We start from the raw sequence: 16011 nt of genomic DNA, 5'->3' as shown, positions 1-16011 counted from the left end.
TGAGGTTATCGTTTTTTCGTTTTATGAGCGGACTTTTTTAAGTTCTCTACGTCCGTTGTCAGTTCTTTTAATTGTTTACCGAAGCGGAAGAGCAAAAACATAGAAACGACGAATGGATAGCCAAATTCGCTAACTAATGAAACCCACATAGTAGCATCCTCAATCATCATCCTCTTCACCCCTTTTCTTGTATCTGATATCTAAAGTGAAACTTGTCAAAAAAAATCAATCTAGCACTATTGATTTATGGAAAAAAGAACGAATGTTCCTATATAATTGATTTATTCCCCTTGTCTATCACTTTATTAATAAAAGGAGGGATAACAATGAACCAATTAACTTCTCATTTTTTTTCTCATTCATTGGAGTTTCTGCAGCAACAGTACTCATCTTTCTTTGCACAACCGATCATTCAATTATTCTTACAGAACCCAGAGCATTTAAAGATTTTCACTGAAACTCTTGATTCCCCTTCTTCCCACAACATTGATCATCTCAACGAGACTTTCAAAATTTTCTACTACCGGGCTAAAGTATACAAATACATGTGCTCCTTAATTTACTTTTTCTCTGTTGATTTTGATAAAAGGGCACGGAAGCAGCGGGAACGTTATCGAATGGTACTTGATGCGACGCCAAGGGATACTGGAGGATTGATCGATCGAATCGGCACCTTGGATGTTCAACTTGAAAAGATGGGGGAATTGAATGAACTCGCTTCACACATAAGTGATGAAGAGATGGCAAAAGCCTTGAAGAAGTTAACAGCCAAACAAAACCTGGTGCTAACCATGATCTTTTCCTACGGCCTATCCAACAAGGAAATCGCTGCCTATTTCCAGGAGTCGCCACAGAATATCTCAAGCATCCGTAAACAAGCTCTAAAAAAACTTCGAAAGCACTATATGGATGAGGTATATGTTAGAAAGGAGAAAAGCCATTGTGGATAAAAAACTGTCAAAAGAAGAATTGTTGGACCTGATCGAATCTTTGAATCCTAAAATAAAAAAATCATTAAAAAATACGAACTATCAAGACCGGAATGATCTGGAGCAAGAAATTAAACTCAAGATCATTGAATCATATGAAAAAATCGCAGCGATCGAAGCCCCTAATTTTGAGGAGTTCCTTGCAGAATTCCTGACTAAGCAAAAACAATGAAAAAGTACCAAGTCCAGAGAAATCTGCTGGACTTGGTACTTTTTTTTGAATCTCAGTTTGATGGTTTCAATATCAGCTTATCCCCTTTTGGATCGTCCATCGTGGTTTTGTGATAAGTACCCTCTGCCCAATCATCAAGCTGATCGTGATACCACTCACTTTTAACGTTACCTGATTGACCCGGTCCAACAAGGTGATATCCTTGTTTCATGTCGGCTAGGTCGATGACGAATCGCCAGGAGCCACCGTGATTAACGGTTCCATCATCTAAAAATGCCGCCGCCTGTACGGTGACACTGCTGCCGCCTACCGGAATGCCGCCGCCGCCGTTAAATAAATAATGTAACGGGGCGACACTTGATAGCGGGTGGTTAAACCTGACCTGATGATAGTTTCCCCATTCCCAATCAGCTATATCGTCACCTTGTGATTCTGCCAGTTCCGTTAACGTCACCTGTAACGACTTGGCAAGCACCTGCTCAAGTCCGCCTGCATCTTCAATCCATGGGCCCGGCTTACCGTCCAGTGCCCGCCTTAGCAGTTCATCAACTGCCGAACGCCTTCCATTAAAAAGGTTGAGGGTTTCTTCCGGTATTTCTTCTTTAAGCAGAACATCCCCTATATTTCGCATCCAGACATTAAAAATCATCGGAGCCGCTTCATCAGCGGAATCGATATGATTCCATTTCTTCAGAATCGTCAGTGCCTGGGCTTCCTGTTTCCCAGATGGACCCTTCAATACCTCCGCGAATCGAGGAACAAACTCCTTAGCTTGCAAATTCACTTTATCCATCTGCAGGCTTTGCATATCCTCGGCCGTAAGCTTTTTATTCGCCTTTAAAAACTCCTGTATCCTCATCTGGCGGTATGGCTGTGCCCAGTTATTGCTGATATGGTAAGGGTAATCATCCGAGATGACTTTATTATTCGCTGTCGAAATGAATCCCTCTTTTGGATTCACCGTTTTTGGAAGTTCATCAAAGGGAATGTAGCCTTTCCACTCAAATTCATCCATCCAGCCAGGTACAGGCAGCATACTATCACCTTTTTTCCGGATTGGGATTTTCCCATTCGCCTTATAGGCAATGGTCCCATCGGCTGAGGCAAAGACGAAATTCTGTGCCGGCGTTTCGAATTTCAAGAGGGCCTTTTCGAATTCTTTCCAGCTTCCCGCCTTATTCATATTCAGTACCGCTTCAAGCTCGGCAGATGGATCAAGTGCCGTCCACCTTAAGGCAAGCACGGTATCTTTTCCGCTTTTCCCGGCAAACTCGGAGACAACGGGTCCGTGGCGGGTAACCGTCACTTGATAGTCAAGTGTTTCCCCATCCTTCACCTTGATGGGTTCGTCCAAGATTTCAGCTTTTTCCCATTTACCTTTGTAGGAGAATTCTTTCTCGTTTTCCGGGTTTCTCCTCTCAATATACAGATCCTGAACATCCGGACCGGTATTGGTCACACCCCAAGCGACCTTTTCGTTATGGCCTAGTATGATTCCCGGAATCCCGGCAAAAATGACACCGCTCACATTGACTGACGGGGCCTCCAAATGCATTTGATACCAAACCGACGGTGTAGCCAATCCCAGATGGGGATCATCCGCCAATAACGGCTGACCGGATTGCGTGTTCTTGCCTGAAACGACCCAGTTATTGCTGCCGTTGAATTCATAAGGAATAACGGCCCCTGCAAAACTTTTTTCAATATCCAGTTCTTCCTTGCTGATGATATATGGAGCGTTCTTTGGATAATCAGGAAATAAATCATATGCCTTTTCCTTGGGGAACGTTTGCAGCAAATACTGCCTAAATGCCTGATCTTCCCAGTTTCCGCCTAAATCAAAGGCCATATATTTACCGATGGTCAGCGAATCGACGGGTGTCCAAGGCTCCGGTTCGTATCCAAGCAGAGTGAACTCCGCCGGCCATTTCCCATTCTCCTTCAATTCATCGATATAAAGATTTACACCCTCGGCAAACATATCCAAGGCTACTTTTCCGTCACTTGAATATGCAGCATAAGAGGCTTCGGCCGCCCGCCTCAAACCAAGTGTGCGGAAATACTTATCATTTTTGACGGTTTTCTCACCAATCACTTCACTCAATCTACCTGACGCCTGACGCCTGCTTAAATCCATTTGAAATAAACGGTCCTGGGCTTGGATATATCCTTGGGCTAAATACAAATCATGTTCACTCGCTGCGTTTATATGCGGGACCCCACTTGAATCCCTCACCACCGTAACCGGTTTCAAAAGACCTGGAAGCGATATTTCCCCCTTTGTTTCCGGCAAGGATCTTGAAAGGAATACATTTGCGGCAATCAAGACAGACAGCAAAAGTATGATCAGGATACCAAAACTCCATAGCGCCCGCTTTCTCCACTTCCGTTTTGGCTTTTGCTGAGGTACGGCAACTTCCATCGATTCATCTTCCTCTCCCCTTAAAACTCTCTTTCTTTCTATTTAAGATATTCCGCGTTTAACTCCATCTTTCCTACCACCCTCCCCACATTCTCTCTTTTTATTTCAAGAAGGAAGAAAGGTGCAAGTACGGATTATTCCGAGCAACGTCGAATTATTACACACAAGGTCGAATCAACTCGCTCAAGGTCGAATTTTCACCGTGAAATTGCTCCGATAAACAGTAAATCAAATGCAAAAACACCGATACAATGTATCGGTGTGGCAGGAATGCTAGCTATTTGCAATAATGTATTCAATCACTTTATCTGCATCGTCTGTATAAAAGAGGGCTTTATCAAAGTCATGGGCCGCCTTCGTCTCGGCTTCCATATAATCAATCGGGGAAAGGAGACCAAAGATCCTCTTCCATTTATGAGTTTTCTCCAGAAGTTTTCTTTCCTTTTTTATATCCTCTGGTATGAATTCATTAATGATAAACCATGGGTCGGAAAGTGAGGGGTCCCCAAAACGTTCATTCAAGGCTTGCAATTTGTCCCGATCCCATTGCACCCTTACCAAGTCCGATATGACCGAGACATTTTGGACCGAGTCAAGGATGCGTTTGGATAAAACATCATATTCTTCATCCTCCAGCCCATTATCCGTCATGATTCCTACACAATACCATTTTTCGTAATGTTCAGGTTCTTCATTTTTCTTGAAAAACACTATTCAACCACCTTCCTTACACGCTTTACATGTCCTATTTAATTTAAATCAAAAACAACATGTCCGTCCACGTCACTTCACTATAACATGGAGAAATATCGATGGGCGATTAAATATGGGAGCAGCAGGAATGTTAGCCTGACATAGAAAAAAAGATACCCTAAAAAAGGATACCTCCATCATACTGGCTGAAGAGCCAGCCCTCTTTGGTTAAACAGATATTCCAGGGCCTGCCTGAACGATAGAAAGGCTTTTACCTGATTTGCAAAATCAAGTTTGACGATCTCTTTCACGACATCAGGGGTAAAACCGACAAACATCGTTTCCGTTCCCATCAAGGCCAATGCCCCCACTAATTGATCCAGCAGGGAGAGCATATCGCTTTCCTTCGTAAAGGTAATTCCCGAGAAATCCATGATCAATACTTCCGCATGCAGATCTGCACATTTTTGCAGCACCGTCGATTGAATCGACTCCATTCTCCAATCGTCAATGCGTCCGATCAACGGTAAGAGCAGCACATCCTTTAATATGGTCTGAACAATCGGGGTGGACAATTCTTCCATGACTTCTTGGTTTTCTTTTATCTTCTGCAACGATTCGTTTGCCATTCTCGCCATTTCTTTATAATGATTCACGTAACTGATACTCACACAGTGTATGAACTGGTCCAGGATTGCATCAATTATCGAGCTTGCCTTTAACAGAATTTCAATGGAGTAATATCGGTTGCTCACCTCTTCTTCAATGAAACTCCAGAAAAGGTTACGCACAAGCTGCGCTTCCTCAATATTCTTATCTAAAGGAATGCCCATATCCACGATGCGCTTACCTATTTCCATACCCGTTATTTTCATGCTTTCCATCGCTTGTGCCTTTCCATGAATCAAGGCATCTGCATGAATTTGAATAAGTTTTGACCGTACCTCTTTACTGGTTTCTAAATCATAGAGCGGTTCCTCTTCTTCAAACAACTCGATATGCTCCACTAAGATATATTTAAATTTTTCAATTTTTTCGCCGATCATTCTTAATTCTTCCATATGGACCTCCCATACAGGGCTTTTATCATATTTTAGCAAATAAACGAGGGTTAAGGATATAAAATCCTTCTATTACCAATATGCTAGTAGACGTTTACCCTTTTCTTGATAAGGGTATTATGATATATGACTTGGAGGGATGAACATGAAAAAAGATCAACAAGACTTCGAATCTGAAAACATGAGCGATTTAGTCGAGCTCATAAACAGTAAAAATAACAGCCGCAGAATCTTGGATGTACTTCGGCGTAATAAAAAGGATAAAAGTAAAGACAAAGATAAAAAATGAAAAAGCCCAGTCCAAATTGGCCTGGGTTTTTTGAATGGGATCAAATAAAAGAGCTGAGCTGTTCATTAAGCAAGCCCAGCTCTTTCGTCATTAAAAATCGATAAGCCACTACCTTTTTCTCCGGATCTCCTTCACATGGTTCCCTTCAGTAGTAATATAGACTGTTTCATCAATTTTGTATGTTAAATAACGGTCACAATCGATTTCAAACGTTTTTCCATTGTCGAATTTCATTGCGCAATTGGATCCCTCTTCGGTTTCCGTAACATCAATGACTTCGTTCGTCTTAAAACCGACTGCCTTGCCATCGGAGAAATGCGGATAGTATTTTTCAACAATCTGCACCTTATGCAATCTGCCCGGACTTGTTAAGTATACAACGAATAATATAATTAAAACGGCTATTAACCCAATGAGAATTACTGCTTTTCGTTTCACTCTATCTAATACCCTCTTCTCTTATCAATCTATTATTCAATATCCATTTTCACTAGATTATATTCAGGATTCCGGAAAAACATGATAGAAAAGATCATTTTATTTAACGATTTTCACTTTTTCAACCATCATCGCACAAGCGGCAGCAAGGAGGATCAGAATGGATACAGCCGAGATGACCCCTCCCCAGCCGAACTTCATCAGGAATAAACCGCCAGATGCCCCCACTATACTTGACCCTGCATAGTAAAACAGGAGATATAATGCGGATGCTTGTGCCTTTTCACTCTTATCTGCCAAACTGCCGACCCAGCTGCTCGCAATGGAATGTGCTCCAAAAAAGCCAAATGTAAACAGGGCAAGCCCCATTATTTTCAGCAGAAGCGGGTCCAATAAAGTTAACAGGGCGCCCATCAGCATGATTGCGATTCCGATAAGAAGTACACCCCTCCGACCATATTGATCGGCAAGCTTCCCCATCCATGTTGAACTAAACGTCCCCACAAGATAGATTATGAATATGAAGCCAATCAATGTCTGTGATAAATGATATGGCGGTCCCATTAAAGGTATACCCACAAAGTTATAAACGGTAACGAACGAGCCCATTAATAGGAAGGCCATGCCGAATAAGAGTACTAGTCTGTTATTCCTTAAGTTATTGATAAGGGAGGTTTTGATTCTCGATAATGAGACCCGTACGCGGACAGCATGCTGCGAATGCGGTAGCATCCACCAAAAAGCCAGACTGATGATCAAACTTAAAGCTCCAAGGCTTCCAATCGCTATGTTCCATGAGAAATGGTCGGTCAGCACCCCGACAATCAGCCTGCCAGCCAACCCGCCGATACTCGAGCCGCTCACATAAATCCCCATCACATAGCCAAGGCTTTTCGGATGAAACTCTTCATTGATATAGGCCATCGCAATGGCCGGGAAACCTGCAAGCACCGCTCCTTGAATCGCCCGAATTGCGATCAGGATGTATAGATCATCCTGGATGAAGCTGACACATATGGATAACAATGCAGACAGAGTGAGCGCCGTCCCCATTATTTTTTTCCTATCGATATTTTCTGAGAAAAAAGAAACAAGCAATAAACAGAGTGCAAGCGTTCCAGTCGCGAAAGATAATGTGAGGCTTGCCATTGCAGGAGAGACTCCAAATTGCTTTGCGAAAACCGGAATGACCGGTTGGGTACTATACAGATCCGCAAACGTTACAAAGCTACCGAGAAATAAAGCCAAGATCGTTTTCCTGAATGATTTACCAGCAGGCTCGATATAATTCACTTTTGTTCAGACCCTTCACTATTTAACTTTCCCCCTATGTTAATACGAACTTCCCGAGTTGTCTATTTCACCACTTCTATCCAACTGGAAAATTTCATTCCAGCAACAAAAAAAACCTTCACTGCATGCAGTGAAGGTTTTTTCATTAATTTGAACGTTTACCATCCCGCTCATTTTTCTTAAGGAGCCAGTACACTGGCATACCGATAATGAGGATGATCACTGAGTACAAGGCATTTAAAGGTGTTTGGATCAACGTGCTTAAAACGATGTATATTGCACCAGCAATCGCCACGATGGGGATGAATGGGTAAAACGGCACTTTATACGTTTTTGCATCCGGATCTTTTCTGCGTAAGATGAAGACCGCAAAGAAGGCTAATCCATAAAAACAGAAGACAGAGAAAACAGCCATATTGGTAAGTTTGTCAGGGTCTGTTGCAACCATCATGATGATTGCAATGAACACTTGCAATACCGTGGCATTTATAGGCGTTTTGAACTTGGGCGATATTTTTCCGATTTGTTTATGGCCTGGCATCATTTTATCAGTCGCCATCGCCAAGGTAATGCGCGGAAAGGTCAAAAGCTTTCCGTTCAAGCAACCGAAGATTGAAATCGCAATTCCGATCGATATCAATTTCCCGCCCAATTCACCGAATAGAAGGGTTGCTGCAACATTCGCTGCATTCGTACCATGGGCTATGACTCCCTCCGCCCCCAATACATGAAGCATGGCAAGATTCACACCCAAGTAAGCGACCATGACCACGACCAATCCCGTTATGATTGCCCGCGGCAACGTTTTCTGCGGATTTTTCATTTCCCCTGCCATGAAGCCGACATTCATCCAGCCATCATACGCCCAGAGCGTTGCCAAAATCGCACCGGCCATACTGATTTTCATTGAACTTTCGCTATCGATATTGAATACAGGCATATCACCTTGTGCGATACCGAATACCGCTATGAAAATGATTGGGATCAATTTAGCAACGGTCGATAAGGTTTGGATGATACCGCCGTATTTTGTCCCCAGCAAGTTCATGCCTGCTATGAATACAATCGTAAGAATCCCTATCGCCAAAGAGTAGCTTGAAGCGATCTTAAATATTCCGGCAACTAATAACCCGAAGTATAAACTGAGTGCGCCCATGACTGCAGGTCCGTATACCAATGTCTGAACCCAGCCGCATAGGAACCCCCATGCTTTACCGTACACTTCTTCCATATAGACATATAAGCCGCCCGTTTTAGGAATCCGTGTACTTACTTCCGCAATCGTCAACCCGCTTGCAAGGGTAATCAGACCGCCTATCAGCCAAGCTAACAAGGCCATGGTTGAATTACCGCTCAATTCAAGCACGTCACCAGGTCTCATGAAAATACCAGAACCGATAACTGTACCAACTACAATAGATGTTCCAACCCAAAAGCCAATCGTTTTCTTCAATTGGTCATTTCCCATGTTGTCCTCCCCAGGTGTACACATGTACTTTATTTATACTAAAATTATATCATATAAATTATACGGAAATAGTTTATGTAATCATTTGAATATTCCGGAAAATACTCAAACACGTTGGTATCATTACGCTCAGGCAGTTTTATTTCATTTATATTTTTTTTATCAATTATGACTGAAATTGCACTGAAAACCGAATATTTTTTTATTATAAAAAGATTTATTAAGTTTTTACTCAATAATGACGAATTAAAAACTTAAAAAGTGAATTATCATTCGTTATTAATTTCATGGGGATTCTGCTTATTTTCGGACACACAAAAAACCACCCCGAATCAACGGGGTGGTTCCTCTCCTCTTTCAAGCTTCATTTCGTATTACCAAATAATGAATAGAAGCACAACCGCCAAGACGATCCGGTAAATGGCAAAAGGAGTCAATTTAACTTTATTGATTAAAATCAAGAAAAAGCGGATACAGAATAACGCAAAGATAAATGCACTGATGAAACCTGCAATAAAGAATGGCAGGACTTCAGGCGTGAAGCTATCCCAGTACTTCACGATTTTTAACAGACTGGCACCAGCCATGATCGGCACTGCCATGATGAACGTGAAATCGGAAGCAGCCCGATAGCTCATCCCTAATAGCACACCACCTGATATCGTTGAACCTGAACGGGAAAATCCCGGCCATAGTGACAAACATTGAATTAACCCTACACCTAAGGCTTGTTTATAAGTGATTTGGTCAACCGTCTCTGCAGTCAGCTTTGGACGGAATTTATCCGCAGCAATCATCAAAAACGCGCCAAGGAACAATCCGACGATAACCGTCTTCATCGTAAATAGATTATCATCAATGTAATCTTCGAATAATAGACCTAAAACGCCCGCCGGCAACAATCCGACAATGATCTGCAATAGGTTAAGCTTTTGGCCGTTCCCAGCGGATGTGCCTTTCAGCTTCCTTAAACCAAGCAAGTCCATGAATCGCCCCCAGAAGAGCACCACAACGGCGAGTATCGAACCAAGCTGGATGACCACCTTAAAGGCATTAGCCACTTCACTCCCGAAAAGCTCTTTCGAATTCAGCCATAAATCATCAACGATAATCATATGCCCTGTTGACGATACAGGAGCAAACTCAGTTAATCCTTCTACAAGACCAAGGATAACTGCAACAAAAATTTCCCACATATTCATTTTATTCACCTCATATTTCGAACACCTATTTATGGAAATACCATATGTATTTTACTCGTTGTTTAAAATATTGTCTATTAAACATTGCTGAAACAATTCAAGCGTACATGTATGATAGGGTTCAAGATAAAGTTTAAAGGGGAAGTGATGATTTTGCAAAACATACTGATTTTCGCCCATAGAGGGTCCAAGGGGACGCATCCTGAAAATACCATGGCAGCCTTTCAAAAGGCGGCAGAAATCGGGGCCGAGGGGATCGAGTTCGATGTCCACCTCAGTTCTGACGGGGAATTGGTCATCATCCATGACGAAACACTTGATCGAACGACCACCCTTACTGGTTATGTAAAAGATCATTCGGCACAAAAACTGAAAACGGCTGATGCCGGGAGCAAATTTTCCAATGAATTCCTTGGGGAGCGGATTCCTTTTTTAATGGACGTTTTCGACTGGGCTAAGGGGAATGCTTTATTGATGAATGTCGAAATCAAGACGGATAAACTCGCTTATGAAGGAATCGAACAGAAGATCATTGATTCAATTCGCCAATATGGAATGGAAAACCGGGTGATTCTCTCTTCCTTCAACCATCAATCCATTGAAAAAGTGAAGATGCTTGCCCCAGATCTTGAACGGGCATTATTGTTCGAGGGACTTCCTGAAAATTTCGAAGAAATCTTACGTGATAAAAAAGAATTGGGTTTTCATCCAGATAAAAACAGCCTGACTCCAGCGGTTAAAGAAAAAGCGAAAAAACTTGGATATAAAATCCGGCCTTGGGTCGCCAATGATGAAGCCGACATCGTCAGGCTGGCAGAGTTGGGAGTCGACGTCATCATGACCGATTTCCCTGAAAGGGCAATCAAGATTTTAAAAGCTTGGCAGTCACATGGCTGAACCATGCGAAAGAGAAGGAGCGTTGCTCCTTCTCTTTCAAATCCATATTTATTCAATTAATTAACGAGAAAAGTTTGAACCGCCTAGTTGTTGTTCAGCCATTTGAACCAAACGTTTTGTGATTTCCCCACCAACAGATCCGTTAGCGCGAGAAGTAGTGTCAGCACCTAGGTTTACACCAAATTCACTAGCGATTTCATTCTTCATTTGTTGTAGAGCTTGTTCTGCACCAGATACTAAAAGTTGATTGCTGTTATTGTTGTTTGCCATGTGTTTTTCACCTCCTACTAATATTAATTAGCATTTTAAGCTTAAATTATTATTGCCAATTTATTGAATTTTTTTGTTTGCGTTTCTCCCAATCCTGAGCTCTTTATCATGAATTTCTTTTTATGCTCATAAACTGTTAGGAAACTTTCAGTAGGAGGGAAAAGAATTGCAAATACATGTGGTTAGGCCAGGCCAGACGTTATATGGCATCGCCCAGACGTACAGCGTAACCGTTGACAGGCTCGTTGAATCAAATAAGATCCCTAACCCAAATAATCTTGTTTCGGGGCAGGCCCTTGTCATTCCAATCGTCGGCAGTTATTATTTCGTTCAACCGGGTGATAGTCTTTATTCCATTTCCCAAAGGGTTGATGTCCCTGTTCAAGAATTGGCAAATATAAATGGCATTGCCGAAAATCAAATCCTATCCGTTGGATACCGGCTTTATATTCCGGCACGGAGGAAAAGGACCGCCGAATTCAACGGTTATGTCGAGCCGAGGGGTACGACGGTTGCACCGGCCCTTGTGACGGCCGCCAGGGAAGCTGCGCCCTATTTAACCTACTTAGCCCCTTTCAGCTTCCAGGCGCTGCGAGACGGCTCCTTAAAAGAGCCATTACTCGATGACTTCCCTGCCATCGCCAGGGAAAATAAAAATGTCCTGATGATGGTGATCACAAATCAGGAGAATGACCAATTCAGCGATGAGCTCGGGCGGATCATCTTAACGAATACTTCCGTTCAGAATAAGTTCCTGAACAATATCGTTACAACGGCAAAGAAATATGGTTTCCGGGATATCCACTTTGACTTTGAGTATTTACGGCCGGCCGACAGAGAAGCCTATAATCAATTTCTCCGAAAAGCCAGGGATCGCTTCAAGAAGGAAGGATGGTTCATTTCCACGGCACTGGCCCCTAAAACAAGTGCTGAGCAAAAAGGCCGATGGTATGAGGCGCATGACTATAAAGCACATGGTGAAATCGTCGACTTCGTCATCATCATGACATATGAATGGGGGTATAGCGGCGGACCGCCAATGGCAGTGTCACCTATCGGACCTGTTCGGGATGTCCTCGAATATGCCGTCACCGATATTCCTTCCAACAAGATCCTGATGGGGCAAAACCTATATGGCTATGATTGGACCCTGCCTTTTGTACAGGGATCCACCGCCAGGGCCGTGAGTCCGCAGCAGGCCATCCAAATTGCGGCGGACAATGATGTTTCAATCGAGTATGATGAAACCGCACAGGCCCCTCACTTCAATTATACCGATATTGAGGATAGGCAGCATGAGGTGTGGTTTGAAGATGCCAGATCGATTCAGGCAAAATTCGATTTACTCAAAGAATTGAACTTAAGGGGAATGAGTTATTGGAAGCTCGGCTTAGCCTTCCCCCAAAACTGGCTGCTCATCAGTGATAACTTCAACGTACGGAGAAGGGTTTAACAAAAGATGTAGGAATACCGCAGCTGAAATGGGCATATAATCAACCATCGAGCATGAAGTCCATTCAGGATACGTGACTCAGCACTAAAAGCCTTCCGACATCTTCCGGAGGGCTTTTAACATTTACGGTAATTCGATCAGGCTATATGCCGATATTCATCATTCAAAGTTTGTCTGTCCGGACCCTTATGAGCCATGCCTTTTTTGACCATACTATAAGGAACAGCTCAAAGGGTGTGAAAATAATGATTCGAATCGGTCCATACATCAGTACCGTTCCCAGATTTCCGCGTTTCATCAGATTGCTTTCCATCATCGCATTATTTTTACTTTCATTCGGGGTCTTGATCCACATTGTGGAGCCGAAGAGATTTCCCACCTTACTTGATGGCATCTGGTGGGCAATCGTGACGATGTCAACGGTCGGCTATGGAGATTTCACTCCCGTGACCAATCTTGGCAAAATCATTGGGATGGTCCTCATTTTGTCAGGGGCCGGCCTGATTACTTCTTATTTTGCGTACATCGCTAAAATTTCCATATCCAATGAACAGCAATTTCTAACAGGAAAGAAAGTATTCGGCGGCGGCGGACATATTATCATTGTGGGCTGGAATGGCCGTTCCAAGAGAATCATCCAAAACATCCATGATCGTAAGCACCATCAATCCATTGTCCTTATCGATGATACACTGCAAAAGCACCCGCTTCCACGAACGAATATCCACTTTATCCAAGGAAAGGCTACATTGGATTCCGTTTTGCAGAAAGCCAATATTAAGCAAGCCATTCGCGTCCTTATTACGGCTGACCTTAAGCAGGACGAGCTGCAAACGGATATGTTCTCGATTTTAACGTTACTTGCCGTCAAAGGGCTGAATCCGCATGTGTATTGTCTTGTGGAAATATTGACGCATGAACAAAAGGAAAATGCTTTACGGGCTGGGGCGGACGGTATAGTCGAAACGAATAAATTCGCGAGTGAATATATGCAGGAGTGCTTATCGAAGGGGATCATAACGGAAGCCAAAGAACAAAATGAGCTGGATGGATTGAGCCTCAAACAGCTGCCCATCCAGGATGACTGGGCGGAATTGACGTTCAAACAGCTGAACGTTAAGCTATTCGATCAAAACATTTTATTGGTCGGCATCATTTCAGGAGGCAAGACCTTAATCAAGCCCCCCGGAGATGTAATCATCCATCGTGATGACACTCTAATCATCATTGATGATTAATCTAATAAAAGCTTTTCCAGATTACGGACAAGCGTTTTTCCTAATGAGATATAGTTTTCCGGAAATTCGGCATCCGGATTTTCAGGCTCGGCAAACTGATTGAAGGAAGCGGATAGGTTTCCGATATTTCCTTCATCATCAATCCCGTCCTCGTACTTATGAGATAACAAAAACGGTTGTAAGAGTTCGACCATTACCCCGTCCTGATCGAGTGAACCATCAACAGCCTTGAAAGGGACCCGCAAGAATTGGTAGCCATCACTGTCATCAATCTTATAATCAAAAGACCCGTGGTCATAATCCCATCCCCCGCCTATTGCATATCCTTCCGGTTTTAACTTTGTCTCCAGATCGAACAAACCGAATGTTTTCCCTTCCAACTGAGAAGAAATTTTAATCATTGTATAAAACCTCTTTCGCTAATTTTCTATTAGCTTAACCAAAGCGCCTAAAAAAAAACCTGGAACGACTCTATTGCCCCCTTGATCAGGCATAAAGGAAGATTGGCTTCCTCACTGATTTCCAAGCTTTCCTTACGCTTTTATTTCAGCTTCGTCGCTCCCTCCCCCTCCTCCATTCGTAATTACTGGATCTTCTGCTGGTAGCGTCAGGAAAATGCGGATTTACAACTTTAAGCACATTTTCCTGACGCTGCCCATATATAACTTTGGCTCTTTGGCTCATTGAGTTTAACTATAGCATTGAACGAGACTTTAAATTCCCCACTTTTAACCTCAGAAATATGAACTAGGAACAGCACATAGAATAGGTATAGAAATATTGCGGCTAATGCTGGACATGGAGGGGATGTATTTATATGAGTACCAGAATAATCCGGCAACTGATAAGGTCAAGGCAACAGGAATTAGTCGAACTTGCTGCTTCATTTATTCGAATTCCATCTGAAAATCCATCGCCCGAGTTTAAGAAGCGGTCAGCAGAAATGGGACGCCATATTAGCCGATACCTAGCAGCAAAAGGGTTCTTGATTACCGAGCACCGCCGTAGCGAAAATGCGCTGGTTACCGTGGTCTGTGATGCTCCCTTAACCAGGGTACCTGGTCCACGGCTCCTATTTTGTGGGCATACAGATGTCGTACCTGCAGGCGATTGTTCACATTGGACCTTCGATCCTTTCTCAGGAGAAGTCAGAGCAGGTATGCTTTTGGGTAGGGGAGCCTCCGATATGAAAGGAGGCTTGGCATCACTGATTTTTGTGGCTGGACTACTTCAGGAGTTCGCCCCCACCCTTAATTTGAAAGGTAGCCTAGGAGTTATTGCCTCTCCGGATGAAGAAACTGGCGGCATTGAGGTGGCCTCGCTCCTGGATCAAGGATTGATTAAGGGTGATGCTTGTCTGATTGGTGAACCAACGGACCGCTACCATCCGAATGCCGGTGAAAAGGGCAAGGCATGGATGCAGGTGATCATACCAGGTCAGACAGATCATGGCAGCCTACAACCGCTTTATGGAATCTCCGCCGTACGAAGAGGGGCAGCTGCGGTCGAAGCACTAACCAAGCTATGGGAGCTCAAGTCAACGCCTCCGTCAGAGCCTTGTCAACTTTTGTACAATACTGAGTGGCTCCTATCTCAGAGTCTAGGAAATCCCTTACTGTCACAGTTACTTTATCGTCCCTCTTACAATCCAGGTGTAATCCAGGGCGGAACAAATGTAAACGTCGTCGCAGACAAGTGTATCATTAAAGTGGATACCCGAGTTCCATTCGGTATGAAGCCCGAGTTTGTACTTGATATCGCTAGGAATCTTGTTTGTGCTGTAGCGCCAGGTGCGGTTGTAGAGCCAATGGTACCCTGTACTAACCCGAACTGGACCTTAGAGGATCGTACAATTGTGAGGGCCATGGAACTGGGAATCCAGCGTGTCCTTGGAATGGAGGAACCCGTCTTCAGCGTACTTTTGCTTGGTTCAAGTGATGCCAGTCACTTCCGGCGCCATGGCATTGAAACCGTCCTTTACGGTCCTGGGCTGGAACACACTATCCATGGGTACGATGAGCGGGTTTCAGTGGAGAACTTAATAGAATCTGCCGAGATATATGCTGAGACTGCAGTCAAGTATCTTAGGTCATTTTAAATCTATTTTCACTAAACTTTATGCAGGT

17 protein-coding genes are annotated in these 16011 nt (G+C 43.3%); 7 read left to right on the top strand and 10 right to left on the bottom strand.

The window, feature by feature from the left end; genetic code table 11:
• Positions 1–5 precede the first annotated feature (5 nt).
• A complete protein-coding gene (locus A6755_RS25835; RefSeq protein WP_081088496.1) occupies positions 6–170 on the bottom strand; it encodes a YvrJ family protein in 165 nt (54 codons plus the stop codon).
• Positions 171–326: 156 nt separating this feature from the next.
• Here A6755_RS25835 and A6755_RS03655 point away from each other — a divergent pair, with 156 nt between their 5' ends.
• Both A6755_RS03655 and A6755_RS03650 read left to right on the top strand, forming a co-directional pair.
• Positions 327–950, top strand: a complete 624-nt coding sequence (locus tag A6755_RS03655) for a sigma-70 family RNA polymerase sigma factor (RefSeq protein ID WP_084737373.1) — start codon at positions 327–329, stop codon at positions 948–950.
• Positions 943–1161, top strand: coding sequence for a hypothetical protein (locus A6755_RS03650; protein ID WP_052137357.1), 219 nt, complete (start codon positions 943–945; stop codon positions 1159–1161). Before A6755_RS03655 ends, A6755_RS03650 begins: the two co-directional genes overlap by 8 nt.
• A 52-nt stretch (positions 1162–1213) precedes the next feature.
• On the opposite strand, the gene A6755_RS03645 is transcribed toward A6755_RS03650, so the two are convergent.
• The 3 genes from A6755_RS03645 to A6755_RS03635 form a co-directional block, all read right to left on the bottom strand.
• Complete coding sequence (locus tag A6755_RS03645) at positions 1214–3583, bottom strand: penicillin acylase family protein (protein WP_063589799.1); 2370 nt, start codon at positions 3581–3583, stop codon at positions 1214–1216.
• Positions 3584–3856: 273 nt separating this feature from the next.
• Positions 3857–4294, bottom strand: coding sequence for a hypothetical protein (locus A6755_RS03640; RefSeq protein ID WP_063589798.1), 438 nt, complete (start codon positions 4292–4294; stop codon positions 3857–3859).
• 179 nt (positions 4295–4473) lie between these two features.
• Positions 4474–5337, bottom strand: coding sequence for an STAS domain-containing protein (locus tag A6755_RS03635; protein WP_063589797.1), 864 nt, complete (start codon positions 5335–5337; stop codon positions 4474–4476).
• Between the two features lie 145 nt (positions 5338–5482).
• On the opposite strand from A6755_RS03635, the gene A6755_RS26875 reads away from it, so the two are divergent.
• Positions 5483–5626: a hypothetical protein gene (locus tag A6755_RS26875; RefSeq protein WP_174878688.1), complete on the top strand. Its 144-nt coding sequence runs from the start codon at positions 5483–5485 to the stop codon at positions 5624–5626.
• Between the two features lie 108 nt (positions 5627–5734).
• Here A6755_RS26875 and A6755_RS03630 read toward each other — a convergent pair whose 3' ends face one another.
• The 4 genes from A6755_RS03630 to A6755_RS03615 all read right to left on the bottom strand — a co-directional run bounded on the left by A6755_RS03630 (position 5735) and on the right by A6755_RS03615 (position 10027).
• Positions 5735–6064, bottom strand: coding sequence for a hypothetical protein (locus A6755_RS03630; RefSeq protein ID WP_063589796.1), 330 nt, complete (start codon positions 6062–6064; stop codon positions 5735–5737).
• 99 nt (positions 6065–6163) lie between these two features.
• Positions 6164–7357, bottom strand: a complete 1194-nt coding sequence (locus tag A6755_RS03625) for an MFS transporter (protein WP_063589795.1) — start codon at positions 7355–7357, stop codon at positions 6164–6166.
• Between the two features lie 145 nt (positions 7358–7502).
• Positions 7503–8825 carry an APC family permease gene (locus tag A6755_RS03620; protein WP_034310330.1) on the bottom strand — a complete coding sequence of 441 codons (1323 nt, stop codon included), beginning with the start codon at positions 8823–8825 and terminating at the stop codon, positions 7503–7505.
• Between the two features lie 374 nt (positions 8826–9199).
• Positions 9200–10027, bottom strand: coding sequence for an undecaprenyl-diphosphate phosphatase (locus A6755_RS03615; protein ID WP_034310327.1), 828 nt, complete (start codon positions 10025–10027; stop codon positions 9200–9202).
• A gap of 153 nt (positions 10028–10180) precedes the next feature.
• Here A6755_RS03615 and A6755_RS03610 point away from each other — a divergent pair, with 153 nt between their 5' ends.
• On the top strand, positions 10181–10924 hold the full coding sequence (locus tag A6755_RS03610) for a glycerophosphodiester phosphodiesterase (RefSeq protein WP_174878687.1): 744 nt from the start codon (positions 10181–10183) through the stop codon (positions 10922–10924).
• Positions 10925–10984: 60 nt separating this feature from the next.
• On the opposite strand, the gene A6755_RS03605 is transcribed toward A6755_RS03610, so the two are convergent.
• A complete protein-coding gene (locus A6755_RS03605; RefSeq protein WP_034310322.1) occupies positions 10985–11194 on the bottom strand; it encodes an alpha/beta-type small acid-soluble spore protein in 210 nt (69 codons plus the stop codon).
• Between the two features lie 166 nt (positions 11195–11360).
• On the opposite strand from A6755_RS03605, the gene A6755_RS03600 reads away from it, so the two are divergent.
• Together A6755_RS03600 and A6755_RS03595 are read left to right on the top strand one after the other, a co-directional pair.
• The gene (locus A6755_RS03600; protein WP_063589794.1) at positions 11361–12647 is read left to right on the top strand and encodes a glycoside hydrolase family 18 protein; all 1287 of its coding nucleotides are present in this window, start codon (positions 11361–11363) and stop codon (positions 12645–12647) included.
• Positions 12648–12892: 245 nt separating this feature from the next.
• Positions 12893–13885: a potassium channel family protein gene (locus tag A6755_RS03595; RefSeq protein WP_063592414.1), complete on the top strand. Its 993-nt coding sequence runs from the start codon at positions 12893–12895 to the stop codon at positions 13883–13885.
• Here the strand turns inward: A6755_RS03595 and A6755_RS03590 are convergent.
• Positions 13882–14286, bottom strand: a complete 405-nt coding sequence (locus A6755_RS03590; RefSeq protein ID WP_063589793.1) for a YugN-like family protein — start codon at positions 14284–14286, stop codon at positions 13882–13884. The genes A6755_RS03595 and A6755_RS03590 overlap by 4 nt on opposite strands.
• Before the next feature lie 416 nt (positions 14287–14702).
• On the opposite strand from A6755_RS03590, the gene A6755_RS03585 reads away from it, so the two are divergent.
• On the top strand, positions 14703–15983 hold the full coding sequence (locus A6755_RS03585) for a M20 family metallopeptidase (RefSeq protein WP_063589792.1): 1281 nt from the start codon (positions 14703–14705) through the stop codon (positions 15981–15983).
• Positions 15984–16011: the final 28 nt, after the last annotated feature.

This window comes from Peribacillus frigoritolerans (genome assembly GCF_001636405.1).
Classification (GTDB): domain Bacteria; phylum Bacillota; class Bacilli; order Bacillales; family DSM-1321; genus Peribacillus; species Peribacillus frigoritolerans.
Note: the sequence above shows the minus strand (reverse complement) of the source record. Positions and strands in the feature narration are given on the sequence as shown.